Here is a 23,372-nt window from a genome sequence, read left to right on the forward strand (position 1 = left end):
CGGCACTGCGGCAAGATTTCCGCAAACCGGTCGTTGAGGCGGGTCGAATTGCCCTGATTCTGAACCGGCCGTTCGCCGCGCCGTCGACGAAGCGGAAAGATGCGGACAAACCTGCCTAATGCTGATGCAGCGAATTTCATCGCGTCGACGCAAGCCCCGCATACAGATGCTTTGCGGCATCGCAGCGCAATTCCCCCAAACCAATCTTTCGCAGCGCCAGCGCCTGTTGTCTCAGTTGCGGACCAGGTGGCCTGAGGCTCGTATCAATATCAAGGAAAGGTTATGGACCATTTTGTCTCCAGTGGCAGCACAAACGGCATGTAGATGGAAGGAGCCGATTGCGCATCATTGAAAAGCTATGCTAACTGGAATTCCGCCAATAATCTCATTGAGTTGAGTGGCCCGTTGACTCCGGTCAAATCGGCTGTTGTCGTTTAGACCATTGCCAATCAACTGCACGACTTCTGGCGAGCCCGCGAACTTCGAGTGACTACCGGAACTGGAATTGTCTATTTTTGACAAGTCGATTGCGATAACTCCTAGAGCTGCGAGCTCATCGATATTGGATGCGCCGACGCGCGGAACACCGCCTGCAATTCGGCGGGAAATGTTCAAGGCGCTGTCGTCTTCAGATAGCAAGACGAAAAATCGGTCGAATTTGGTGTCTATCTGCTCCAGTTGCGCCCGGAATAGATCCATATCGATGTCAGGCGAAGCCAATATGATAGTCTGAAGTCGTCCTGCGGCATTGAATCGGCCTGTCTGTGCCGCGTCTTTCATCGCTTCCATCGTCAGGAAAGCGCCCATGGAATGTGCAAATATGTCGTATCCTTCTGCATTGGTGCGGGCCAGGATCGCGCTGATTTCGGGAAGCCTTGGCCGAGCAATCAACGCGCTGTTTAAATCATAAACGTAGCGTGTGAGGCTGGCAGCGGACGCCCAATCAAAAAGTACGGGGACACCTTGAAACCCACTATCTTCGACGAATTGGGCCAGCCTTAGAACAGCATCACTGGTCGTGTTGTTGTAGCCGTGCACAAAGAAGAGAATGTCCCTTTGCCCTCTTGGGATTTTGCGCAATTCACGATTGATCGATGCGATGAACGCTGTGTCAGTCGCGTAGATGGTCGGCTCGACGACCGCAAACTCAGATCTTGGGTCTGGCGGTAACCTTTTGGGGCGTTCCAATTCGCCTGTAACATGCGTAGGTGGAATAGAAACCTGAACAGACGCTAGGCCCAGTTCCGGAGCCCGTCGATCAGAAAAAAACGCACCGACGGTTTCCGTTGGTTGCCGGGTTGTCATCAGGAATACTTTTTGTTTGACCGCCGTTTCAACTGACGCCACGGGGACTTTGGGATTATCAACGCCAATCAGTTCCGGTGGCACGGAGCAGGCTTCCAGTGAGAAAGACGCGACCAATATGCATATCCATTTTGCAAGGAAGGATTTCGATACCCTGGTCAATGTTTTCCTTCCAACAGAAATGCCGATTGTTTCATTTTCATCTTGCCTTTTGGCTCGACGGATTCGGCAAAGTACGGATGTCTAGTCAAGTCGCCAGAGCCCTCATTGGGACCCTCTGCAAAAGCCAGTGCGACGGTCCAGATTGGAAATCCTGATACCAGAACGGCCTGTAGAGTTCGCGAAAGTTTCTTCATGATCCCTGTGCTCCTAATACATCAGTTCTTTTTCGCCGGTTCGCCACTGGTCAAACCAAGTGTCCAACGGCCCATAAAGACGCAGCCCAATGAACCAGCCTTCCCCCCCGACAAGGTCTGGATACAGTTGGCTTCTTAGGGCTCAATTCAATCATCGAGCAAGTGCTCGGACACCCAATCGCCCGCTTTGCTCACAGCAACTCTTGACTCGGGCGATTCCGGCAAAGCCGCCATGAACACATGCGGCATACCCTCATAAAGGTCGAGCTTCACGGTCTGCCCGGCCTGATCCAATGCTTGATAGAGCCTTACAAAGTTGCTGAGGAATATCTCTTTGGTGCCGCCCTGGATGAGGGTAGGCGGAAAGCCCATTTTAAAGTCCCCGTAGACCGGGGAGACGTAGGGATGCCGGTGGTCCGTCGCATGTGCATAAGCCAGCGCCGAGGGACCGAGGACGTCCTGATATGTGAAGAACGGTTCGGCATCCCGGAGCGTCACGTAGCTATCCCCAGTCTCAGAGATATCGGTCCAAGGCGACCAGAGAATTAATGCTGCCGGCATTTCCATGCCCTGATCACGCATCTTCAAGACACTGCCGGCCGAGAGGCCACCGCCTGCAGAGTCACCGTAGAGCACGATATCCGAAGCCGCGAAGCCTTGCTCACCAAGAGCGGCGAAGACGGATAGGACCTGATCCGTGGTTTCTTGCCACTTGGCATGTGGCGCCAGAGTGTAGTCGACGGCCATGGCTTTCAGACCCGTTTCATTGGCAAGTAGGATCGCCGAGGTGATCGCACCTCTGGCGGAGTTGAAGACATAGGCACCACCATGTAGGTAAACTGCGATCTTGTCGTTGCGTGCCAGTTTGTCAGGTGTGACTTCGACCGTCGGGACGCCGCCAAGCGTGATATCCCGAAGCGTGCCGTTGAACGCCTCAACGAACGGTGCTGCAGCTTTGATCTTTGCGGTAATATCGGTGTCCTGCAGTGCTTTCCACGCTTGCACATTATCCGGGGAAGGCACCGCCGCGTCCCGCCCTTGGCCGAGTGCGGAAAGCGCTGCGCTCCATTCAGACGAGATTGTATCCGGCGCATGCGCCCACGGGGGCTCAGCATCTTGAGCAAGGGATACTGTAGCGATTTGCGCGACGGCGGCGACACTTACAGTGAGCAAGAGTAGACGATTGCGTTGCTTCATGGCGAATACACTCCTTAAATGTTCCGAGGTCATGTCCGAACCACAGTGGTTGGGACGTCACCTCGGAATTGCTCTGGAACTGGCTCAGTTCACGGATTCGAACACAGGGAACTGGTATTCACCTGATATAATTTCCGGTCCCGGCTTGTACATCCGCACGATGTAGTTCCAGCCTTCGGTGATCGGAAGGCAATTCACCCGGCCATCCTCGCAGCCGCCAGCATGGATCGTGACCGATCCGTCCTCGTCGCGCTTGGCGGTCACGTTATTGACCGAATACATCCCAAGGTCGTTTTCCTGCATGTATCCTTCCGCGTTGTACATCGTGATCGAGACAAATCCGCCTTCTTTGATTGGGATCTCGTTGGAGATCTCCATGCGGTGCGGTATCTGACCGTCGTTGGTTTCCGGCACCGCGTTAAGATAGATCGTCGCATCCTTCGGGTTGCCGCCCCAGCCGAAAGCCGTCCCGAGCAAGTGATCGATCGGATTGAGTTCATTCTTGTCACCGAAATACCCGGATGTATCCTCTTTCGTCGCGGCCAGTACGTTGATCGCTTTGCGCAAAGTCTCAACCTGTTCAAGATCCCAATCCGGCACCTCGAATGCGCCGGGATCGTCCTGTGCAATGGTCACCGTATCTTGCAGGTCAACTCCGACAGCAACGTCCGCGGGATCGTTCGCGTTGACGAACGTTCTCAGAATGACAACTGCATAGCGGGTTCCCATGAGATCTTGGTTCAGCGTAAACGCGCCCGGTGCATACTCCATCGGCAGCATGGAATGGTCCTGATTGATAATCAGAGCCGACAAGTACCTTCCATCGCTTTCCGGAAGCGTTATCGTAATTGGGTTTGTCAAATCGAACACCCCAATTGAGTACAGTGTATCGCGCTGCATCCGGATCACGTCCTGCTTGTCGATCGGCGTCGGCTGACGAATGTGAAAGAACTGGCCGAACCCGCCCTGCTCCACATAAGCCGCCATTGTTCTGTCGGTCTCGGCCCTCACAAAGTTGTCGACCGTAACCGACTCCGCCGCATAGCTGAATGCTGCTACGCAGGCACTCAGAGCAAATACACTGGAAAATATCACCGACTTCGTTTTCTGTTTCATGTTCGCATCCTCCAAATGCTCGTTTGGTTGTTCGTAAATACGTGCGCGCGAGGTCTCTGATGTCTCATATTCGAACCAGATTAGAGGAACCGCTCTCGAGCCACTCGTTGCCGTAAAGAGTGGATATCCAGACCCGCGCCAAGGTTTCGTGAACCGTTTCTGGCTTACTCTTGGGTCCCTGCCCAAACGCCTTGAGAAGCGTGTAGACATCTAGCCGGTTCAGCGTAATTGCCATGAAGCGGGCGTCTAATTCAGGTATCAGACCTTGTGCTTGGTCGGCCTCGATGCGGGCTGTAATTGCATCGTCGAACTGTTCAATGAATTGAATCCAGGCTTCTTCGAATGTCGCATCAGTGGTCGATGCGTCACTGGCCGCTCGCAAGATCGGACCTAGCCGGTAGCAGACGTCGACCAGCCCGGCGAGGGATTCGTTCAGTCGCGCGACCGGATCTCCTACACCTTCGAACCACGGGTCCGTAACAGCGTAAACCTCGCCTTTTAGCATATCCAACAAGCTTTCCATAAGGTCATGCAGGTCTTGGAAGTACTGGTAGAAGGCCGAGCGGCTAAGACCCGTAGAAGCCATCAGTTTGTTGACCGTAAGATCACGAAACGGGTGGATCCAGACGAACTCCAGCGCAGCATTCAAGATAGCGGCACGTGTGCGATCTGACTTGCTAGCGCGAAGCGTCGCTTGCGGGCTCACGATCGGCGGATCAGGTTTTTGATTGGCTTCGGACATTGCGACTCATTTTCTGATACAATGTTTGTTTTATCTGACACATTGTCATTTTTCAAGTACAGCTTCCGTATCTGCCAGGAGGCCGCTTGTGTTGAAAAGCGGCTTTGTGAGCGAAAGCCAAGTGCCCAAGCTTTTGGAGCTGCAATATGGTGAGCAACTATCGCCGGCTACGAACAAGGGAAGGGCCAGTTCGAACTGGAACTATGCGTCACCTGGGCCACTGACCCAATTGATCCGTGCTGGCGAACTTCTCGATACACGCATAAGGCGGAAAAGTCCGCCACTCGTTCATATGCCTCCCTGACCTCGCTATGCCGATGGCAAACGCCCGCTTTCTTAGCTACCGTGCGGCGAGATTATCAGACTGGTTAGGACGAACGGTTTGCTGCGTTAGCGAAGGACGCGATTTCAATTCGGGTGCTTTGGGCTCGACTCGGTCATCCGACTGTTTTTCTCAGATGACGGCTAAGCGCTGCTCAGCGGTCGTTCGTTCGCGAAAAACCAAATTTTCTGCTGTCAATGACCGGTTCGGGCGATAGCAGACGGTCGTCAAAAATTCGTCTATGACCGCCTTGCGGGATGGGGTGGATGGCTCCTGCTTCAACCGGCGTCGCAATGCGCCATAGTGCAGTTGTCGTTAACTGCTTATGAGAGGAGCCACCCAATGCAAGTTACCACAATCGGCCTGGATTTGGCCAAGAACATCTTTCAGGTTCACGGGATCACCGAAGACGGAACAGTTGCTTTTAACCGTTCGTTGCGACGCGCACAGATGATGTCCTTTTTTGAAAAGCTGGAGCCTTGTCTGGTCGGTATGGAGGCGTGTGGTTCTAGCCATTATTGGGCGCGTGAGTTGAGTAAACTGGGCCATGCGGTGAAATTGATCGCCCCAATTTATGTGAAGCCATACGTGAAGCGTGGCAAGTCAGATGCTGCGGATGCAGAGGCGATCTGCGAAGCCGTCACCCGTCCGACAATGCGGTTCGTGGAAATGAAGTCACCAGAACAACAGGCAATCTTGTCGCTACATCGTGCGCGAGATCTGATTGTTCGGCAAAGAACCCAAACAATCAATATGATGCGCGGGTTGTTGGCAGAGTTCGGGATTATCTTCGCTCAAGGTGTTGGGCATGCCATCAGGTTTGCCAAAAGTGTGATCGAAGGACATTCACCTGAACTTCCGCAGGCTGCAAACGATGTTGTCACAGACCTCAGCGAGCAACTTCTAGCTCTGCATCTACGGGTGAATTGGTACGGTCGCCGCATGACTGCAGCGGCGAAGTCGGAACCCCGAATAGCGTTGCTTCAAACGATCCCAGGCATCGGCCCAATCACTGCATCTGCGATCGTGGCGACTGTGGGAAGTGGCGAACAGTTCCAAAGCGGTAGAGATTTGTCGGCTTGGTTGGGCCTGACGCCAATTAACAAATCAACAGGCGGCAAAGAGCGTCTGGGACGCATATCAAAAATGGGCGACCGCTACATTCGACGACTTATGGTCGTTGGTATGACATCCCGCATCAAACAGATCAAAAGCGCACCAGAGCGATTTGATCCTTGGTTTGCCGACATCCTGCAGCGCAAGCCAACCAAGCTGGCGGCCATTGCCATGGCAAACAAAACCGCAAGGATCATCTGGGCGGTGCTAACGCACAATAAGCCCTACGAAATACGAACAGCCTGAAACGAAGAGGAAAGTACAAAGAGATAGCAAGACCAATGAAGTGATGGCGGACAAGTCAGCCGCAACATCGAGACACCCCGGGCTTTGTCCAGGACGACAACTGTCCGTCTGCGAGAATGGGGACTTGATCTGCGGAAACCATCAAGGCCAGCGGACCTAAGCTCCGCGCGAACAGGCCGAACACAAGACCGTATCTGACAAATTGCCGATTACTTCGAAAAAAGTCTTGCTTTGCAGGAGCCAATGGTATGGACCCCGCTGCCTTCGGGCGGCCACGATACGGTATTTGCAAAGCAAGGAGACATATCATGGAAATTGTGCGGATCGGATTGGATTTGGCAAAGAACATATTTGAGGTCCACGGTGTGGATGCTCAGGAAAATGCAGTTCTAAGAAAGACATTGCGGCGGGATGCCGTGGCGCAGTTCTTCGCTGATTTGCCGCCTTGCATAATTGGCATAGAGGCCTGTAGCGGATCGCATTACTGGGCGAAGGTGTTCACAGATATTGGGCACGAAGTCCGCCTGATCTCACCGCAGTTCGTGACGCCCTACGTCAAATCCAACAAGAACGACCGAAACGATGCCGAAGCGATTTGCGAAGCCATCAGCAGACCGTCGATGCGCTTCGTACCAGTCAAGTCTGCGGAACAGCTTGAGATCCAGGCCGTTCATCGCATCCGTCAAAGACTGGTATCAGATCGGACCAGATTGGTGAACCAAATCCGTGGGCTTTTGGCAGAGCATGGCGTGGTGGTCGCCCGTGATATCTCGCGCATCAGGCATGCACTCCGGCAGATTGCCGATGGCACATACGCTCAGCTGGGTGACAAGATGGTCGATCTGGTCTGCGACGTTCGCGAAGAGCTCTGTGAACTGGATCATCGCATTGCAGCTTACACCAAGCGCATCCGAGACCTCTTTCGTTCCAACGAGATGTGCCAGCGTATTGGCAGGATTGAAGGGATCGGACCGATAACGGCTACGGCGCTGGTCGCCGCTGTTGGTGACCGGACTTGCTTCAAGAACGGACGGCAATTTGCGGCTTGGCTTGGACTTGTTCCCAAACAGCGATCCAGTGGCGGCAAATCCCGCCTGTTTGGGATCAGCAAACGCGGAGACCGATACCTGCGTACCCTGTTGATCCATGGTGCTCGGGCAGTCCTGCGGAAGGCCGGTGGCAAATCAGATGCACGGAGCCTGTGGATCGAAAGGATGCGCGATCGACGGCACCCCAATGTTGTGGCCGTCGCGCTTGCTAACAAAAATGCCAGGATCGTTTGGGCAGTCCTGTCAGGTCGGACCGAATACGAACCGGCTCTGTCCGCTTAAGGGACCGAAGAACGCCAAAACTGAAAGATTCCGGAATATTGCAGCAACTTGGCATGGGATGGTGACAACGACACGAACCGTTGCTTCTTGAACCTGGTGTGTGGATCGGCGCAGCTCCGCTGATGCCTTGGAGCCAATGAGGGGGAAGCAAGCGGAAATCCATCGGGGCTCGCGGTGACGATATATCGGGCCGCTCACAGAAGCCGGATATACGCCAGCAATCGTGATCCTGAACCAAACCAAACAGACCGTTGCAATAAGGCGGGGTCCATATACATCCACACAGGACAATCCGGACTTTTCTGGCTCGAAACAGAATGTCTGCTTTGATGAAATTACCGTGCTGCCCGATGCGGGCGCTATGCATTGCCTGTCTTTTCCTGCTTCTCGGCGCCTATTTCATTTTGGGAACTTCATGGAATGTCGCTAAGTGGCGCATATGCGGCGTTGCAGCATTGCGACTGCAGCATTGCGATGTCTTATGTTCTCAAAACAGGACACTTCCCACCGCGATAGGAACGTTTAGATGATAAACATGCTGGCTGCTGTTTGGGCGCTCTTGCTTGGAATTGTGCTCATCATGCTTGGCAACGGGATGCATTTTACCCTGATGGGCCTGCGTGGCGGGATCGAAGGGTTTTCCTCAGCCGAACTATCCGTTGTGACATCTGCATATTTTTTGGGCTTTCTGTCCGGGGCGCGTTTCACACCGGCCCTGATCCAGCGGGTTGGACATGTGCGCGTCTTCGCGGCTCTGGGCAGCTTCATCTCTGCGGCTCTGATCGCCTTCACACTGGTGGTAGAACCTTGGTCCTGGACAGTTCTGCGCATCATTGTCGGGTTCTGTATGTCCGGCGTCTATGTCGTCGCGGAAAGCTGGCTCAACAACGCGACGACCAATGAAAATCGTGGCAAAATGCTGTCGGCTTATATGCTTGCGCAAACGCTTGGCATCATTGGGGCGCAAGGCCTGCTGACACTGGGGGACGCGGCAAATTCCGCCCTGTTCATCGGAGCCTCTATTCTGGTGTCTATCTCGTTTGCTCCAATCTTGCTGTCGATCCAGCCCGCCCCAGCTGTGAAAGTCGCCAAGCCCGGCGGGCTCAAGGACCTGTTTGATGCCTCTCCGCTTGGCACCGTCGGGATCTTTTTGCTGGGCAGCATCTATGCCAGCCAATCGGGGATGGGCGCAGTTTTCGGTAGTGAGATTGGCATGAGCGCAAACCAGATCGCGCTCTTTGTGGCGATGTTGTTCGGCGGCGCAATCCTGATGCAGCTGCCCATCGGCTGGCTGTCTGACAGGATCGATCGTCGCAAGATCATATGCGGTACTGCATTCCTCGGCGCGGTGGCCTGCGGGCTGGGTTATATGGCGAACAATCCACCCGCATGGCTACCGGTCGATCCGCTGATCCCGATCATGGCCGCGGGCTTCTTTGCCGGCGGGATGACAACGCCGCTTTATGCGCTTCTGCTGGCTTACACCAACGACAACGTGCCGACAGAGGATATGCCTGCGATCTCGGGTGGTCTCGTCTTTACCTTCGGACTGGGCGCCATACTCGGACCGCTTGGCGCGGGCTTTGCCATGCAGACCATCGGTCCGTTCGCATTCTGGATTGTGCTTGGGTTTACCTTTTTGGCGATCACGCTTTATGCGCTGTACCGAATGTCCCAAAGCAAGGCGGTTCCAGTTTCCGAGACAGATGCTTATGTGAACGTGGTGCCCACGGCCTCGATTGTTGCGGTTGAGGATGCAACCAACTGGGCAGCGGAACATGCAGACGCTGAAGAACCGCTGACATGACACAAGATCATGTTTTTTCTCTGGGTATTGATACCCGATTACGGTGTGAGATCACGATATCTGAAAGAGTGTATCGAACGTAAACTGGACATTCATGGGTAATGCAGCACTGGTCTACATGGGCTCTGACCGGTCAATCGCCGCAATTTGCGCTAATGTCTGAACAGCGGGACGAAACCGCCGTTGGTGTTTAGCCTGGAAACTGTGGTTTCCCGCGTTCCCAGGTGAAGTCACTTATGCGGTTTGGTCGGCGGTTTCCGGGCCAAAAGTGTTCTTGATCTCCGAAACAAGATCTGCGGGGAACCCGCCCTCTTTGGCGTGACGGTAGATATCATCCGCACTGTCCGCCTCATGCACGCAATAGAGCTTGTCGCCGGCGGCATAGGTGTGGTGCCAGACATAGGGTACTCCAAGACCGTCGACCACGGCATTTGACTTGGCCGATATGTCGCACAGGTCTGCTGCAGTCAGCTTGTCGGCACCGGGAATGTTTCTTTCAACGATGAATTTGGGCATTTCAACCTCCTTGAATGCTGGGTGACCTATGTTCGCCATCAGGCCCGTTCCGGCATAGTTCAGATGGTGAAGCGCGCCCGCTTCACAAAGTGAACTGGCGACAAAAGCCCATTTTCTGTATGCTTCTTCGTGAGGAGGGTTATCTATGGGAACCAAACCTTACGGACTGATTTGCCCGATCATTCATGCAGCCAATGCTCTGGAACCGCGCTGGACAATACCGATCCTGTCCGAAATGTGGGCAGGAGCGACCCGCTTCAACGACATTCGACGTGGTGTTGGAAATATCTCAACAGCGCTACTGTCGCGCCGTCTCAAAGAACTCACCGCTCAAGGGATGATCGAAAGGATTGAAGACCCGGCGACCGGTCAAGTTGATTACATCAGAACTAAGCGCGCCATAGAACTTGAACCCGCGCTTGAGGCATTGGCCAGTTGGGCACAGTGCAACATCGAGGCCAGGGTGGCATTGGAAGACATGGATGTGTCCACGCTGATGTGGAAAATGCGCGGCTATATTTACCCCGATAAGCTTCCCAACCGGCAGGTGGTCATGCAGTTTCGGTTCAGTGACCCTAGATTAGAATATGACACGTACTGGGTCATCGCCCGTCCTGGACATCCAGTAGAAATCTGTTCCGAAACACATGGCTTTGATATCGATCTTTTTGTCGAAACAAATTGCTTGTCGCTGTCTTCGATCATCATCAGCCGCACAACCATTGCACGGGAAATCGAAGAAGGCCGGCTGTTCCTTAGCGGGGATGCGATCCTGTCGCGGACCATGGACCGTTGGCTATACAATCGCAAAGTCGAAGACCCTGATAAAGTTATGCAGTTGGACGGGAACTCCGCATCTGAGCCTGTAGCGTCACAAGCTGCAGCGGAATAACCAGAAGATCCGCCTGCAACAGCGGCCGAAGCAGACCACCAAGTAAAGACCGGTATCGGCGGGCTCTGAGGTAAAGATTCCCGCGGGAATTGCCGGGGAACGTGAGTTTGTTGACGAGCCGCACCCCGTTCACTTAGGTTTTCGTCATGATTAGCGGCAAGTACTTCGACGATTTATCGGTCGGAGACACATTCGAGACTGGTGGGATCACGCTCACAGAGGGTGGGATCGTTGATTTCGCCCTGGTGCACGATCCACAACCTTTCCACGTAGACAAGGTGGCGGCAACGGAGTCGATTTTCGGTGGTCTCATCGCCAGCGGCTTCCAAACTATAGCGCTCACTTTCCGGCTATTCCGTGACACAGGCGTTCTTACCGGGACCAACCTTGGTGGCCATGGCATGGATGAGGTGCGGTGGCTCGCTCCAGTGTTCCCCGGCGACACGCTCCGCGCGCGCGTATCGGTCGAGGTGCTCACGCCATCACGTTCGAAGCCAGATCGGGGAACGGTTCGGTTCCTATACCGGGCATACAACCAAGACGACATAGAGGTACTTAGTCTAACTATGGACCACGTGATGGCGCGCCGGAAAGCAGACATCTAGTTTATTGGTATGAATGACTGCCACGCGGACAAAGCCGCCACTGCTCAAACGTTCTGATGACGGACATGTCAGCTAGAATATATTCATGAAGTTGCAGGGGCAAAGATATTAATTTTATTTTCACACCCCCTTAATTTTTCATTGGAAATCAGTTGCATTTCTTTATCCAAATGAACTGCAACTTCATTTGACACAAGCAGTGGCCTGTCCAACTTGGAACACATGCTTTCAATTCGTGCTGTCGTATTCACAGCCCTCCCGGAGACCGTGAAATCCATGCGGGATTTTGACCCGACATTGCCGTATAGCACCTCTCCAAAGTGCAAGCCGATACCGAAGTCTATTCCCAGTGATGGTTTCGAATGTGCGGCACATTGTAGGGCCTTTGTGGCGGCTGAATAGGCATTTTGACAGGCCTGTTGGGGGGAACAGTTTTCATCATCTGCAGGAAAGATTGCTAGAACAGCATCGCCGATGAATTTTAGTACTTCTCCACTGTTCGTCTCGACTGCTTCGGCAATCACTTCAAAAAATCCATTGGCCAGAGCAATGGCCGAATCTGCTGGAAGGCGATCATTTAGACCTGTCCAATCACGAATATCGCTCATGAGTATGGCGGCATTGATGCTCTGAATATGGCCTCTGGTTATTTGCCCATCCAACACTTTCCGGCCGGTGCTTGGTCCCAGATAAGTTTCGGCAACAGCAGTTGCAATTTGCCGCGACCGATAGCTTTCTGTAATCGGCGCGAGGATGGCAGCAATTTTTTTGAAGTGCGCTATGTCTATTTGTGCGAATCCATCGGTCGAATCCGTAACAAAAATAAGCACACCAATGGCCTGATCCGTATACTTCATTGGCAGACCGAAATAATCGGTCGCCCCGCGAGCTTTCAATTCATGCAGGGATTCGTGAACATCCAACGATAAATCTTGAAAAAGCCGCTTTCTGAAAGAATTTCCAGTTTCCGAGATATGGGCCAACGGGCTGCCAATATAGACGTTGCGATTTTCGAGGCCGTGGGGGTTTGCGATGTGCTGGCTCTGCCCCGTATCTCTTTCCCAGACTGTCGAATACGCGGCGATAAGGGGATGCACTGTTTTGATACCCATACGTAGTCGCCAAAGAGGAACGCCCAACTTGACCATGTGGTTACCCAGCTGGTGAACCAGTTCATCCATATCAGGCAAAAATCTTCCCTCATCGACCAGCCAGTCAATGACCACGTTATGATCCCATTTTTTGGGTGTTGGTTTTTTTGTTTGATTTGCCACCAAAGATTTTAAATACCTTAAACTCTTAGCCAGTAATTGGGATACAAAGCCAAATAGCATGTTTACGGACAAGTTAGGCAATAATTCTGGCGGTCACTAAGGGCTCTGACCGGTCAATCGCCGCAATTTGCGCTAATGTCTGAACAGCCGCCCGAAGCCGACATTCCCGATATCATTCATAACGCACCTTTTTGCCTCATCGGATCAAGGGTGCATTGGCCAACCGGCGCCGTTCAATTTCCAGATCGTCAATTCCAGCGTCTCGGAGAAGTCGAGCGGGTAATCGGTCTACCTGATAGCTCTTACGGAATAGGCCACTCAATTTCGCAATACCCGCCTTCGCAAACGCAACAACGCCAGCGCGTGCTTTCAAAATAGGTGCTTCGCCGACTTCAAACTCTGTGTGATTGATAACTTTCATGATCGCCTCCTTGGTTCGACTTGCGCCAAATTTACCGCACCGCACTCAACAGGCTCAAACGCCGTTCCTTGACATCCATTGTTCCAAAAAGTCACAAAGCAGGATGCGACTCTTGCCCCCACTGAACGCGTTGCGTGCCTTCGAGGCAGCGGGAAGGTTGGGCAGTTTTACGAAGGCCGCCGAAGAGTTGAACGTGTCTCATTCCGCAATCTCTCGGCACGTGCGCGGTTTGGAGGGGCGTCTGGATGTCCACCTCTTTCGCACGCACAACACAGGTGTTGTCCTCACCGATCAAGGGCGCGCGTACCTGTCCGAGATCACCCCCGCGCTGGATCGGATAGCCCATGCAACCGAGGCGCTCTCGGTCCCACCCAAAGGCACCGTCACCCTCACGACAGAAAACACAGTTGCCCAGAAATGGTTGATCCCGCGACTGGCCAGCCTCAAAGCGCGCCACCCCGATGTTGACCTAAAGCTGTCTGTCTCGACCCAGTTGATGGATATCGAGGCGCACGACTTTGACATGGGCCTGCGGTACTTACGCACTAAGGCAGATGATGACGACCATCTTCTGTTTCAATGCGGTGTCAGGGCGTACGCGGCACCCGGCTTTGCCCCGTTGTCGCATGGAGCACTGGATCTTTCGGCGCTGGCCAAAGGCCCCCTGCTTGTTGATGCGACATTCGGCCTTTGGCCCGAATGGTTTGAAAAAGCGGGCCTTACCAATATCCCGAACCTGAACCTGCTCCATCCCCTTGGCGCCATACTCTCAATACAGTCCGCGGTGGCAGGATTGGGTGCGGTCCTCATGGACAAGAACCTTTGCGAGCCAGAGCTACAGTCCGGCGCGCTTGTCGAATTGAGCCCTGTCGAGATCGAGTTTGGGGGATACTATCTTGTCGTCAACAAGCGCGCCAAGCGCCGAAAGGCCGTGCGCGCAATCTGCCAATGGCTGCTTGAAGGACCGTCGAAGTGATCTGAGAAAAAGCTAAGCTCAACGCCCTAAAGGTTCAAAGAGGTCATGTCGGAACATCCAACCCTGCCATGGTTAGACCTTCCATGAGTTTGTCCACAAGAACTTTTTCCATACCACGTGCCCGGAATGGCTGTCTCGGATCTTCCGCATAGTCGGGTTTCAATTCAAGAACTTTTTCCAATGTCCTTTCGGCCATCTCTTGATCCCCGTTCATGGCGTGTGCAGCCGTTAGAGCAGCCTGCACCATATAGTTACCGGGCAAGTTCACGGTTTGCGCATGCGCAATAGACGCCGAATAGTCGCCTTGGAGGAATGAGTGCAGTTGCCATATAAAATCCCACCAACTCTGGTGCTTGGGGTTCAAAGCTTTGGCCCGAGTAACCCATTCTTTGCCTGTATCCCATTGACCGGCATAGGCCATCCAAGTACCCAAATCCGCCAGAACGAAGGAGTCATATGGATTTAGCTCAATCGCCTTTCGCGCGTGGTTCGCGAATACATCCGGCGCATCACCGACCATCTGGCTACGGATCGCCAGAGCGTAATACGCATCTGGATTGGCCGGGTCTAGATCGATCGCACGCTGTGCCGCGCGTAAACTGTCTTCGTCCCAACTGTCCTTCGTATCGATAGAGTATTTCTTCGACTCGATGTGTGAGAACGCCAGTCTCGACCATGCGAGCGAATAGTCAGGATCGGATTTCACCGCACCCATGAGGCAGTCACGCGCTCGCCTATGGCGGTCAGGTTCGAAATTCTCGTAAAACCAGTAAGATAGCAGCACGCACTCATAAGCGTTGAGGTTCTCTGGCGCCTTTTCCTCAATCGCGCGAGCGAACTTGGCATCGAAGATGGGGGCGTCAGCAGACCCTATCTCAGAAACGACCTTCCTTGCGATTTCGATCTGTACGTCAATCACGCTTTGCGCCGACAGATCGCGTGTGAATGGGCCGGGCGCGTTAAGCTGAACGCAATCCCTGGCATCCGTGAATGAGGTTGTAACTCGCAGGCTTTCATCCGCGCGACGGACCGTCCCGGATAGTATAAAATCTGCATTCAACTCCCTGCGGATGGTGGCGCAATCAACCTCAGAATACTCCCGTGTCGAACTGAGAGAAAAAACAAATAGATTAGAGAATTTGGTTAGGTAGGCGTTGATGTCTCGGCTAAGTCCATCAGCGAAGAAGACTTCTTCCGCACCCGCACCAACTTCCTCGAATGGTAGAACTGCGATCTTGGGACCCGTTGGCATACCTTGATCGACCTCTTCCTGACGGGCGAACCACGCGAATACTGAGGCGACAGCAATCAATGCGACCGTCGCAATAGGCCACAGACGCATGAGTTTACGGCGACGGTAGGCCTTTGCTGCCGTTTCGGGCCAGCAATACAGATCAACCGGACGTGCAATGTTTTTGACACTGTGCTTGCCAATCGCCGAGAATCTCGCATCGACTTTCCCCACAATTTGATCAGCGACAACGCCGGAGATTATTATCCCGCCCTTCGGCGCCAAAGGCTCTAGGCGCGCGGCGATATTAACCCCATCACCGAGAAGTGTTCCGTCCTGCTGTACTACGTCCCCGAAGTGCACCCCAATACGAAAGCGAAAATTATCTGCTTCATCTCGCTCCAATTGGGCCTGAGCATCGAGAGCGGCGCGAACGGCATCCAGCGCCGAAGGAAACTCGGCGATGACGCTATCTGCTGCAGTAGCGATAATCGAGCCCTGATGCTCAGCAAGAATGCCGTCTATAATCGCGCGTGAGTTGGAGAGCGCGGCCAGTGCTTTGGCCTCGTTTTCCTCCATCCGGGCACTGTAGGCGACTGCATCAGCCACCAGGATTCCAGCAAGTTTTCGGGACATTCGTTCTCCGGTGTTGTCTTGCGGTGTTACAATGCAACAACTAGGCAGTTTCTACAAACAAAGACCGGTTTGCTGCGCCGGCGAAGGGCGAGGTTTTGATCCGGCTGCTTTGGGCTCAAGGCAGTCATCTGAGTGTTTTTCTCAGATGACAGCTAAGCGCCGCTGAGCGGTCGTTCGGTCGCGAAAAGCCAAACTTTCTGCTGTTAGAGCGCTTTGCGTGTGATCGGATTCGGGATTCCCATTTGGGGTGAACCGTGATTCTTTGTTTGGAAACAAACAAAGGCGGTGAATATGGGCAAACCTCATCCAAAGGAGCTTCGTGAGCGCGTTGTGGCGCATGTACTGGCTGGCAATACGCATCACTCTGCGGCAGCGCGGTTCGATGTATCGGTCAAATTCGTCAATGACATGGTCAAACTGAAACGCGAAACCGGGTCGCTTGCGCCCAAACGTCAGGGCAATCCGGGCATCGGCAAACTGACGCCACACGAAGATTGGGTGCGGGCACAGGTGGAAACAAGAGGCGAGATCACGCTTGACGAGATGACCGCGCGGCTCCTCTCGGAGCGGGGCATATCTGTTACCCCCAGTTCGGTCTGGCGACTTTTCCAGCGCCTTGGGCTGACGCACAAAAAAAGACATTCAGGCGCTTGAGCAGAAGCGTGCCAAAGTGGCGCGAGAGCGGCGTATCTGGATCGTGCATCGCCAGCCTTTCATGGCACATATGTTGGAACGCATCGGCTTTCTGGACGAGACCTGGCTGAAAACCAACATGACCAAGACCACCGGCTGGGCACCGCGCGGGCAGCGGTTTGTCGATCATGCGCCTTTCGGGCATTGGCGTACGCAAACATTTGTCGCAGCGCTGCGCCACAACAGGTTGGATGCGCCCTGGGTGATCGACGGCACCATGAACCGCGCAACATTCGACACTTATGTCGAAACCCAACTCGCGCCGACGCTGCGCAAAGGCGATGTGATCATCCTGGACAACCTGTCCAGCCACAAAAGCCAATACGCCGCAGAGCTGCTGCAAGACCGAGGCGCATGGTTCTTGTTCCTGCCACCGTACTCACCCGATCTGAACCCCATCGAGATGGCCTTCTCAAAGCTCAAGGCGCTGATCAGAAAGGCGGCAGCCAGAACATATGAAGCACTTTGGACAGCTGTCGGTCATGTTTGCGATCTGTTCACCGACGAAGAATGCTTCAACTTCTTCAAAGCTGCAGGGTATGGAACCGATTAAACGCAAAACGCTCTAATGACCGGTTCGGGCGATAGCAGACGATCGTCAAAAGTTCGTCTATGACCACAACGCGGATGGAGTGGATGGCGTCTGCACCCAACCGTCGCGCAATGCGGCATAGTGCAGATGTTTTCATCAGCTAGGAATGGAGCTCCACCATGGAAGTTACGACAATAGGATTGGATCTTGGAAAGGACGTTTTCCAGGTTCACGGTATCACCGCTGACGGCACAGTTGTCTTCAATCGTTCGATCAGGCGCAGACAATTGATCAAGTTCTTCGAGACGTTACCGAGTTGTTTGGTTGGCATCGAGGCGTGCGGTTCGGCCCATCATTGGGCGCGCGAGTTGACTGCGATCGGTCATGATGTGCGGTTGATGCCTGCCACCTACGTTAAGCCATATGTGAAACGCGGCAAGACAGATGCCGTTGATGCAGAAGCGATTTGCGAGGCTGATACCCGTCGTGTCCGAGGCGATGCGACTGCACGAGGTATCGAAAGAAGGCTTCGCTGACGTGTTCGGACGACTCAAACATGCGAGCGGCTGAATGCTTGGTGTCCGGTTAGCTGCTGCGTCATCCGTTCACCTCGCGCGCGGCAACTCTGGCCTCGATGACAAGCCAACGCGTTCGCCTTGCAACTTCGGCGGCCAAGCCAGGCAGGCACCCCGCGCCATCGAGTTTCGCCGTCGCATAGCGCGGCGTGCTCGGATGCTCGCTGAGTTCGAGCCCGTACTTCGCAATGCGGGCGCCAAAGGGTCCGGTGATATCGTCCTCGAACAGAGCAAAGAGAAGATCATGCGCCTCTATCTCTGGCCTGTAGTTGGCCTGCCAGATGTCAAACGCGGCACCCTCACAATCGCTGGGCTCGTAGAGGTCGTCGTTCATGAACCAGCCCTCGTCGATCATCCGCCAATGATCCGGCTGATAGAGAACGCGCTCGGTGCCGGTGCCAAAGGCGCGCTCGAGCGCTTCTGGCCTGATCAGCTTGCGTGGTGCCTCCGGCCCGTCGCTGATCAGGAGCAGCCGCCCATCCTCGGCGGGCCGTGCACGGAGGATCGGGACCCTTGGCTCTGCCTTGAGGGGCAGACGCCGGTCCTCTTCGGCGGCTCCCAGGGCCAAGGGGCCCGATGCCGTTGCGGCACTGGCAGCGATGAAGTTTCGGCGTGTGATCATGGTACTCTCCTTTGATGGGTGTAAAAGACTGTTTGAGTGTGGCTGAGTGCAAGAACTTCGGGCGGCGACCTTGCCGGTTCAGCAGGGTTGGCCAAGGTGAAAGACGCGCTCTCGATGCGTTGGAACATTGCGAATGATCATTGACGCCTGAAGTGCCAAGGCATCCCAAGCTCCCGCGCTATGCGATTAGCCTCGTCAACGTCCCCACGCATTTCAGCCGCGTAGTAGGTGCTGCCGGGACTGTCCCCTTCGACGACGTAGATCTCCAAGGCGTCAAGAATTTCAGGGTCGAAATCCCAGAACAGTCGGAATGCCATCTGACGTCCGTCCGTGGGGCGGACGATATCGTTGCTATCACGTTCCTCGAAATCAGGCGCCCCCTCGAACCAACGCTGAAGATATCGGGTTAGGTCCGCTCGTTTGTCGCCCGGCAGGGCATCGACGAAGTCGGCCGCCATATCGGTACCCCAATCTTCGAGCGCCTCAGCATCATCTGTGATATCAAAGGCGTATGTGTAGATGGCGTCTTGCAATGCCTGAATGCGATCGAGCAGGTCATAGGTTCCCTCGCCAAACTGCAGATCTTCGGGTGATACGTCATAGGCGGTGTAGCGATCGGCATTCGGCAGATAATTCGACGCAACCAGTTCACCACCATATGGCAGAACGTCAAAGATCAGCGGTTCGGTTTTCAGTGTTCGTCCGATGGCATCAAGATCCTCCAAGGCACTTGCGTTATTTTCCGCACCTGGAAAACAGAACCCGGCCGCCAGCAGTGCGGTCAAAAAGCTTCTTCTGGTTAGTTCGGACATGAGTGTCTCTCCTTTCATGGGAGGATTAATGTTGAAACGAGGCTTTTCTTGAAAAATTTATCGCTCAATACCGGTTGAGCCACCATCGCCGTATGGCATCGCTCATCTCGGTCTCGCCGTTTGCTGCATCCAAGAAGCGGCTATCGCGCTTGGCATGTATCCATCGATGTGGCCAGCCAACCGGGAACGACATGGTTCAATCGAGGACCTCAGGCGCGCGTTGGAGCAAAGGCGGATAGTCTCATATGGATATCGCAACAATACTCCAGGGCAGCTAGAAGAGATCCCCGCAGCTGAGTGGACTGACCTTGCGATACGGCCCCCGTTAGTCTGTTTTGCAGGGCAGCCAAACAATCAACCATGGAGCGCCGTGCGGTTGCTCAGCGCCGACATGAAGCGGTTCTGGCGCAGCATCAATGAAGTCAGTGGCCGAAGCAAATATGACTGGGATGCAATTCGTGCGATCTTTGATGAACTGCAACGTCAAAATTCAGAGATGAGCCAAAACGAACTGATCCTCGAGCTTCAAGGCACCTATGAAGATCGTTTGAAGAAAGACGCTCCCAGCCGCTCCAGTATCCAGCGCAAAATCAACACCTAGACCTGACTAGCCCATGCCCCGTCTGATTAATGGGCCAATGGCGGGCTGACGGGCCGGGTCAGCAGTGCCTAACTGTTCTCAATGAAGAACAGGAGTGGCCGATGCGCCGGGACGTTTCACATCAACAGCATACCGGTCGCGCAGATGAGACGCTGCATACGCTGGTGCGGCTGTTGGCACGTGCAGCTGCCCATGAGGCTTTGGCGGCCACTCCCCGAACGGAAGACCAGGAGCATGGCCCTTCTCTTCCAAGCGAAGGGAACGATCATGCCAAATAAGCCAAACCCCAAACCCGATCCGATGCTTGACATCACTGATGTCGCGGAGACCTGTCGTGTGTCTGAGAAGACCGTACGCCGCTGGATTCACGCCGGCGATCTGCCTGCTGCACGGCTTGGCAACCAGTGGCGGATCTTCCCGTGCGATCTCAGAACCTTCGTTTTGGAGCGGATGAGCCGGTGACCAAAGTTGTCCACTCATGTCTATTGTTTTCAGAGGCTTATGGAGGTGTCGGGACAGCGTGCCTGCACAATCCGAACCGGATTATTATGCTACGCTTTCCCGACTGGGACGCGTTGTCCACCCGTGACCACCCGAGGTCATCCCTATACATGAGGAGTGCAGCCCGATGACTGAAGAGACCCCTCAAGAGACGGCTGTCAGCCCCTTTGTTTCGGCCAAGGCGCCCATGCTCGATAGTGTTATTGCACAGCTTTCCAACATGGAAGATCTGTCAACGACACGGCGCCGGGATTTGAAGTCGGCGCTCAGATCGCTGGCGCGCATGCTCGGACGGCCTCCCGCCGAGATTCCGGCAAATATCAATTGGCTTTACATCCGTGTGCGCAAGATTGTCCCAGCGCGACACAACATCACCAAAAAGCGCTTGGCAAATATCAAGAGCGATGCCTTGAAGGCGCTGGAACTGACGGGCTGCTCTCGCAAGCGCTCCGACTGGCTGGCACCTGTCAGCCCGGGCTGGTCAGACCTGCTGGGTAAGATTGAGAACAAGCATGACCTCTGGAAACTGACCCAGCTTGCGCAATTCTGCTCAGCGCTGTCGGTGGAACCCCACCAGATCAGGGACCAACATCCTCACGCGTTGCTGGAGACCCTGATCGCTGAAAGCTTCGTCAACCGGCCAGAGCATGTCGTCGCCAATGCCATCAAGACATGGAACAGGTTGAAGGATCAGATCACTAATTGGCCGGATGTTTCGCTCTCACCCCTGCCCCGCAAGAAAGAGCCCTGGACCTTTCCCATCGAGACATTTCCGAACGCGTTCCAGTCTGATGTCGACGCATGGCTCAAACGGCTGGGCAATCCTGATCTTTTCGATGCCTCGGGTCCCAGTCAGGCGTTGCGCCCGACCACCATCAAACACCGTCGGTTTCAGATCCAGGAGGTGGCCTCTGCGTTGGTGCACTCCGGCAAACCGATGGCGGAGATCACAAGCCTCGCCTTGCTCGTCGACATGGACAATCTCAAGGCCGCCCTTCGGTGGATGATGGGACGCTTTGATGACAAGCCTACAGAAGCCATCAAAGGGGTGGCTGTCTGTTTGCAAGCCATTGCGAAGCATCATGTCGGCGTCGATGCAGCTCACCTCGATGACATTCGGGGGATTGTCAAACGCCTCGGCCGTGATGCTGACGGCTTGCGCGAGAAGAACCGTCAGCGCCTGCTTCAACTCGAAGACAGCGACAACCTCGCCAGGCTGCTGCATTTACCAACAGTCTTGGTCACAAAGGCAGAGCGTCTTTTCGCAACCAAGCCCCGCAAGGCCGCTCTTCTTGTGCAGGCCGCACTGGCCATCGAGATCCTGCTCAACGCCCCGATGCGGGTTGGTAATCTCGCTTCACTGAACCTCGAGCGGCACCTCAAACCGATCAGGATCAAACGCGAGCATCGGACCCACATTCATATACCGTCGCATGAGGTGAAGAATAACGTCGCCCTGGACTATGAACTCGGCAAGGACGCCACGGTCTTGCTGAACTATTATCTGGAGAAGGCACGCCCGGTATTATTGGTGGAGCGTTCAGACTTTCTGTTTCCCGCCATGAATGGCGGCTCCAAACGGCCAAATGGCGTTTCAAACCTGATCAAGACAACCATCCTTGAACACACAGGTCTGACTATCAATGCGCACTTGTTCCGCAGTATCGCGGGCAAGATCCACAGCCTCGTGCAGCCGGGCGATGTCACTACGCTGAGCCATGTGCTGAACAATTCTCTCAGGACCGCGATGAAGGCCTATGCGCAGTTCGAGCGCCGCTCAGCGTTGGAGCATTACCAGAACTCCCTTTCTGCTGCACGGAGCGCAGGATGACCCAGCTATTGCCACATGAAGATCCCCTGCGTCGCTGCCTGAAGCTTCATGAATGGCCGGAAGCCGATCAGAGCGCCTGGGAAAAGCTTTTTGAGCCCGGAGATATTCTGGAGGGCACAGCCGGTCTTGGACACCATTGGTGCGACGACACCCGGGAAAAGTACCGCAAGGGATACGGAAGGTGGCTGACCTTCCTGATCACAAGCGGTCAGTACGAGGTCAATCATGCGCCTGAAGACTGCGTCACATTAGAGGCCGTGTCTGCCTACATCGATCAGCTTTCCGAAGAGGTGGCCAGCTGGACCGTCTGGGGGAGGCTGGCTGAGCTTCTGGCCGTCTGCAAGGCCATGGCACCGGCAACAGACTGGTCCTGGCTCAATCGGGCAGTGCGGCGCCTTGAGGCACAGGGGAGAGATTCGAAGGACAAGCATTCGCGGTTGCGGCCCGCAGCAGAGATCTCGGGTTGGGCCTATGGAGAACTTGACCGGATCCTCAAAGCGCCACCGGCCCGGCACGCCGAGACCAAGTTTCGGGATGCGCTGCTTGTGGGGCTGTTGATTGCCTGCCCCACCATGCGGCTGGGAAATCTCACGATGATTAAGATCGATCAACATCTGATAAAGCTCAAGGGGCGCTACGAGTTGCGTTTTGTGGCGTCAGAGATGAAGGCCCGCAAGCCCGTTGAAATCCCGGTGCCGGTAGGGCTCACCACGTACATCGAACACTATATCGAGCAAGTTCGGCATACATTACTCAACGGTAATGAAAACGATCGCCTGTGGATCACACAGTATGGGAAGCCAATGACCGGAAACACGATATATGCCGGGATCTGTAAAGCGACAGAGCGCGCCTTTGGTCGCGCGATCAACCCACATCTGTTTCGGGATTGTGCTGTGACCAGCGTTGCCATCGAAGACCCCAAGCACATTGGGATTGCTGCGTCAATTCTTGGACATACTGATCCGCGTACAACCGAGAAACATTATATTCAGGCCCAGCAGTTGCATGCGTGCAGAACGTTGGGGCAGTCTGTGAAAGAGCTCAGGGCGCAACTCCAGCCCGCTGGCGTCAACGCAAAGCGGAGGAAACGCTGATGAAAGCCGCTATTTATGC

At 54.5% G+C, this 23,372-nt stretch carries 23 protein-coding genes and 1 pseudogene; 13 read left to right on the forward strand and 11 right to left on the reverse strand.

The genetic code is table 11. From position 1 onward, the window contains the following. Positions 1-345 precede the first annotated feature (345 nt). The 5 genes from OLX72_RS04590 to OLX72_RS04610 form a co-directional block, all read right to left on the reverse strand. Positions 346-1,467 carry an alpha/beta hydrolase gene (locus OLX72_RS04590; RefSeq protein WP_254684580.1) on the reverse strand — a complete coding sequence of 374 codons (1,122 nt, stop codon included), beginning with the start codon at positions 1,465-1,467 and terminating at the stop codon, positions 346-348. Next, positions 1,464-1,661 (reverse strand): hypothetical protein, encoded by a 198-nt coding sequence (locus OLX72_RS04595; RefSeq protein WP_433989917.1) that lies wholly within the window; start codon positions 1,659-1,661, stop codon positions 1,464-1,466. The genes OLX72_RS04590 and OLX72_RS04595 overlap by 4 nt, the downstream gene beginning before the upstream one ends. Before the next feature lie 147 nt (positions 1,662-1,808). After that, positions 1,809-2,858 (reverse strand): alpha/beta hydrolase, encoded by a 1,050-nt coding sequence (locus tag OLX72_RS04600; protein ID WP_433989918.1) that lies wholly within the window; start codon positions 2,856-2,858, stop codon positions 1,809-1,811. 84 nt (positions 2,859-2,942) lie between these two features. Beyond that, positions 2,943-3,974 carry a DUF1214 domain-containing protein gene (locus tag OLX72_RS04605; protein WP_433989919.1) on the reverse strand — a complete coding sequence of 344 codons (1,032 nt, stop codon included), beginning with the start codon at positions 3,972-3,974 and terminating at the stop codon, positions 2,943-2,945. Between the two features lie 64 nt (positions 3,975-4,038). Next, entirely contained in the window at positions 4,039-4,716 is a 678-nt protein-coding gene (locus tag OLX72_RS04610; protein ID WP_114870255.1) for a TetR/AcrR family transcriptional regulator, read from the reverse strand. Between the two features lie 664 nt (positions 4,717-5,380). Here OLX72_RS04610 and OLX72_RS04615 point away from each other — a divergent pair. The 3 genes from OLX72_RS04615 to OLX72_RS04625 all read left to right on the forward strand — a co-directional run bounded on the left by OLX72_RS04615 (position 5,381) and on the right by OLX72_RS04625 (position 9,538). After that, a complete protein-coding gene (locus tag OLX72_RS04615) occupies positions 5,381-6,400 on the forward strand; it encodes an IS110 family transposase (protein ID WP_433989920.1) in 1,020 nt (339 codons plus the stop codon). Between the two features lie 308 nt (positions 6,401-6,708). Beyond that, on the forward strand, positions 6,709-7,731 hold the full coding sequence (locus OLX72_RS04620) for an IS110 family transposase (RefSeq protein WP_433989921.1): 1,023 nt from the start codon (positions 6,709-6,711) through the stop codon (positions 7,729-7,731). 526 nt (positions 7,732-8,257) lie between these two features. Beyond that, a complete protein-coding gene (locus tag OLX72_RS04625; RefSeq protein WP_433989922.1) occupies positions 8,258-9,538 on the forward strand; it encodes an MFS transporter in 1,281 nt (426 codons plus the stop codon). Positions 9,539-9,772: 234 nt separating this feature from the next. Here the strand turns inward: OLX72_RS04625 and OLX72_RS04630 are convergent, their stop codons facing one another. Then, positions 9,773-10,054 (reverse strand): DUF4242 domain-containing protein, encoded by a 282-nt coding sequence (locus tag OLX72_RS04630; protein ID WP_114872266.1) that lies wholly within the window; start codon positions 10,052-10,054, stop codon positions 9,773-9,775. Positions 10,055-10,199: 145 nt separating this feature from the next. Here OLX72_RS04630 and OLX72_RS04635 point away from each other — a divergent pair, with 145 nt between their 5' ends. Both OLX72_RS04635 and OLX72_RS04640 read left to right on the forward strand, forming a co-directional pair. After that, a complete protein-coding gene (locus tag OLX72_RS04635) occupies positions 10,200-10,946 on the forward strand; it encodes a winged helix-turn-helix transcriptional regulator (RefSeq protein ID WP_114870262.1) in 747 nt (248 codons plus the stop codon). A 146-nt stretch (positions 10,947-11,092) separates the two neighbouring features. Further along, positions 11,093-11,551 (forward strand): MaoC family dehydratase, encoded by a 459-nt coding sequence (locus OLX72_RS04640; protein WP_433989923.1) that lies wholly within the window; start codon positions 11,093-11,095, stop codon positions 11,549-11,551. Between the two features lie 83 nt (positions 11,552-11,634). On the opposite strand, the gene OLX72_RS04645 is transcribed toward OLX72_RS04640, so the two are convergent. After that, positions 11,635-12,825 (reverse strand): adenylate/guanylate cyclase domain-containing protein, encoded by a 1,191-nt coding sequence (locus tag OLX72_RS04645; protein WP_205388903.1) that lies wholly within the window; start codon positions 12,823-12,825, stop codon positions 11,635-11,637. 196 nt (positions 12,826-13,021) lie between these two features. Further along, the gene (locus tag OLX72_RS04650) at positions 13,022-13,246 is read right to left on the reverse strand and encodes a hypothetical protein (protein WP_433989017.1); all 225 of its coding nucleotides are present in this window, start codon (positions 13,244-13,246) and stop codon (positions 13,022-13,024) included. Between the two features lie 112 nt (positions 13,247-13,358). Here OLX72_RS04650 and OLX72_RS04655 point away from each other — a divergent pair, with 112 nt between their 5' ends. Beyond that, positions 13,359-14,222 (forward strand): LysR substrate-binding domain-containing protein, encoded by an 864-nt coding sequence (locus tag OLX72_RS04655; RefSeq protein ID WP_433989016.1) that lies wholly within the window; start codon positions 13,359-13,361, stop codon positions 14,220-14,222. A 43-nt stretch (positions 14,223-14,265) separates the two neighbouring features. On the opposite strand, the gene OLX72_RS04660 is transcribed toward OLX72_RS04655, so the two are convergent. Then, a complete protein-coding gene (locus OLX72_RS04660; RefSeq protein WP_433989015.1) occupies positions 14,266-16,089 on the reverse strand; it encodes an adenylate/guanylate cyclase domain-containing protein in 1,824 nt (607 codons plus the stop codon). A gap of 291 nt (positions 16,090-16,380) precedes the next feature. On the opposite strand from OLX72_RS04660, the gene OLX72_RS04665 reads away from it, so the two are divergent. From OLX72_RS04665 to OLX72_RS04675, 3 genes and pseudogenes are all read left to right on the forward strand, one after another. Then, positions 16,381-16,743, forward strand: a complete 363-nt coding sequence (locus OLX72_RS04665) for a helix-turn-helix domain-containing protein (protein ID WP_433989924.1) — start codon at positions 16,381-16,383, stop codon at positions 16,741-16,743. Between the two features lie 43 nt (positions 16,744-16,786). Next, positions 16,787-17,335 carry an IS630 family transposase gene (locus OLX72_RS04670; protein WP_433990430.1) on the forward strand — a complete coding sequence of 183 codons (549 nt, stop codon included), beginning with the start codon at positions 16,787-16,789 and terminating at the stop codon, positions 17,333-17,335. 158 nt (positions 17,336-17,493) lie between these two features. Next, positions 17,494-17,799, forward strand: a pseudogene (locus OLX72_RS04675) (IS110 family transposase); the annotation flags it as partial. 112 nt (positions 17,800-17,911) lie between these two features. On the opposite strand, the gene OLX72_RS04680 reads toward OLX72_RS04675, so the two are convergent. Both OLX72_RS04680 and OLX72_RS04685 read right to left on the reverse strand, forming a co-directional pair. Continuing rightward, positions 17,912-18,511 (reverse strand): hypothetical protein, encoded by a 600-nt coding sequence (locus OLX72_RS04680; RefSeq protein ID WP_433989925.1) that lies wholly within the window; start codon positions 18,509-18,511, stop codon positions 17,912-17,914. Positions 18,512-18,648: 137 nt separating this feature from the next. Further along, positions 18,649-19,323, reverse strand: coding sequence for a hypothetical protein (locus OLX72_RS04685; RefSeq protein WP_433989926.1), 675 nt, complete (start codon positions 19,321-19,323; stop codon positions 18,649-18,651). Between the two features lie 370 nt (positions 19,324-19,693). Between OLX72_RS04685 and OLX72_RS04690 the strand changes: the two genes are divergently transcribed. The 4 genes from OLX72_RS04690 (at position 19,694) to OLX72_RS04705 (ending at position 23,353) form a co-directional block, all read left to right on the forward strand. Next, positions 19,694-19,924 carry a hypothetical protein gene (locus OLX72_RS04690; protein WP_433989927.1) on the forward strand — a complete coding sequence of 77 codons (231 nt, stop codon included), beginning with the start codon at positions 19,694-19,696 and terminating at the stop codon, positions 19,922-19,924. Positions 19,925-20,158: 234 nt separating this feature from the next. After that, the gene (locus OLX72_RS04695) at positions 20,159-20,386 is read left to right on the forward strand and encodes a helix-turn-helix domain-containing protein (RefSeq protein ID WP_433989928.1); all 228 of its coding nucleotides are present in this window, start codon (positions 20,159-20,161) and stop codon (positions 20,384-20,386) included. Positions 20,387-20,552: 166 nt separating this feature from the next. Then, entirely contained in the window at positions 20,553-22,256 is a 1,704-nt protein-coding gene (locus OLX72_RS04700) for a hypothetical protein (RefSeq protein ID WP_433989929.1), read from the forward strand. Then, on the forward strand, positions 22,253-23,353 hold the full coding sequence (locus OLX72_RS04705) for a tyrosine-type recombinase/integrase (protein ID WP_433989930.1): 1,101 nt from the start codon (positions 22,253-22,255) through the stop codon (positions 23,351-23,353). Before OLX72_RS04700 ends, OLX72_RS04705 begins: the two co-directional genes overlap by 4 nt. The last annotated feature ends 19 nt before the right edge of the window (positions 23,354-23,372 follow it).

The organism is Sulfitobacter sp. TBRI5 (assembly GCF_051013555.1).
Classification (GTDB): domain Bacteria; phylum Pseudomonadota; class Alphaproteobacteria; order Rhodobacterales; family Rhodobacteraceae; genus JL08.

What these genes read in the sequence shown, in the direction of transcription:
- OLX72_RS04695 (WP_433989928.1), top strand. Translation starts at nt 20,159, where the DNA reads ATGGCCCTTCTCTTCCAAGCGAAGGGAACGATCATGCCAAATAAGCCA.
- OLX72_RS04595 (WP_433989917.1), bottom strand. Translation starts at nt 1,661, where the DNA reads ATGAAGAAACTTTCGCGAACTCTACAGGCCGTTCTGGTATCAGGATTT.
- OLX72_RS04610 (WP_114870255.1), bottom strand. Translation starts at nt 4,716, where the DNA reads ATGTCCGAAGCCAATCAAAAACCTGATCCGCCGATCGTGAGCCCGCAA.
- OLX72_RS04700 (WP_433989929.1), top strand. Translation starts at nt 20,553, where the DNA reads ATGACTGAAGAGACCCCTCAAGAGACGGCTGTCAGCCCCTTTGTTTCG.
- OLX72_RS04685 (WP_433989926.1), bottom strand. Translation starts at nt 19,323, where the DNA reads ATGTCCGAACTAACCAGAAGAAGCTTTTTGACCGCACTGCTGGCGGCC.
- OLX72_RS04625 (WP_433989922.1), top strand. Translation starts at nt 8,258, where the DNA reads ATGATAAACATGCTGGCTGCTGTTTGGGCGCTCTTGCTTGGAATTGTG.
- OLX72_RS04600 (WP_433989918.1), bottom strand. Translation starts at nt 2,858, where the DNA reads ATGAAGCAACGCAATCGTCTACTCTTGCTCACTGTAAGTGTCGCCGCC.
- OLX72_RS04665 (WP_433989924.1), top strand. Translation starts at nt 16,381, where the DNA reads ATGGGCAAACCTCATCCAAAGGAGCTTCGTGAGCGCGTTGTGGCGCAT.
- OLX72_RS04680 (WP_433989925.1), bottom strand. Translation starts at nt 18,511, where the DNA reads ATGATCACACGCCGAAACTTCATCGCTGCCAGTGCCGCAACGGCATCG.
- OLX72_RS04650 (WP_433989017.1), bottom strand. Translation starts at nt 13,246, where the DNA reads ATGAAAGTTATCAATCACACAGAGTTTGAAGTCGGCGAAGCACCTATT.
- OLX72_RS04620 (WP_433989921.1), top strand. Translation starts at nt 6,709, where the DNA reads ATGGAAATTGTGCGGATCGGATTGGATTTGGCAAAGAACATATTTGAG.
- OLX72_RS04660 (WP_433989015.1), bottom strand. Translation starts at nt 16,089, where the DNA reads ATGTCCCGAAAACTTGCTGGAATCCTGGTGGCTGATGCAGTCGCCTAC.
- OLX72_RS04615 (WP_433989920.1), top strand. Translation starts at nt 5,381, where the DNA reads ATGCAAGTTACCACAATCGGCCTGGATTTGGCCAAGAACATCTTTCAG.
- OLX72_RS04705 (WP_433989930.1), top strand. Translation starts at nt 22,253, where the DNA reads ATGACCCAGCTATTGCCACATGAAGATCCCCTGCGTCGCTGCCTGAAG.
- OLX72_RS04630 (WP_114872266.1), bottom strand. Translation starts at nt 10,054, where the DNA reads ATGCCCAAATTCATCGTTGAAAGAAACATTCCCGGTGCCGACAAGCTG.
- OLX72_RS04635 (WP_114870262.1), top strand. Translation starts at nt 10,200, where the DNA reads ATGGGAACCAAACCTTACGGACTGATTTGCCCGATCATTCATGCAGCC.
- OLX72_RS04605 (WP_433989919.1), bottom strand. Translation starts at nt 3,974, where the DNA reads ATGAAACAGAAAACGAAGTCGGTGATATTTTCCAGTGTATTTGCTCTG.
- OLX72_RS04640 (WP_433989923.1), top strand. Translation starts at nt 11,093, where the DNA reads ATGATTAGCGGCAAGTACTTCGACGATTTATCGGTCGGAGACACATTC.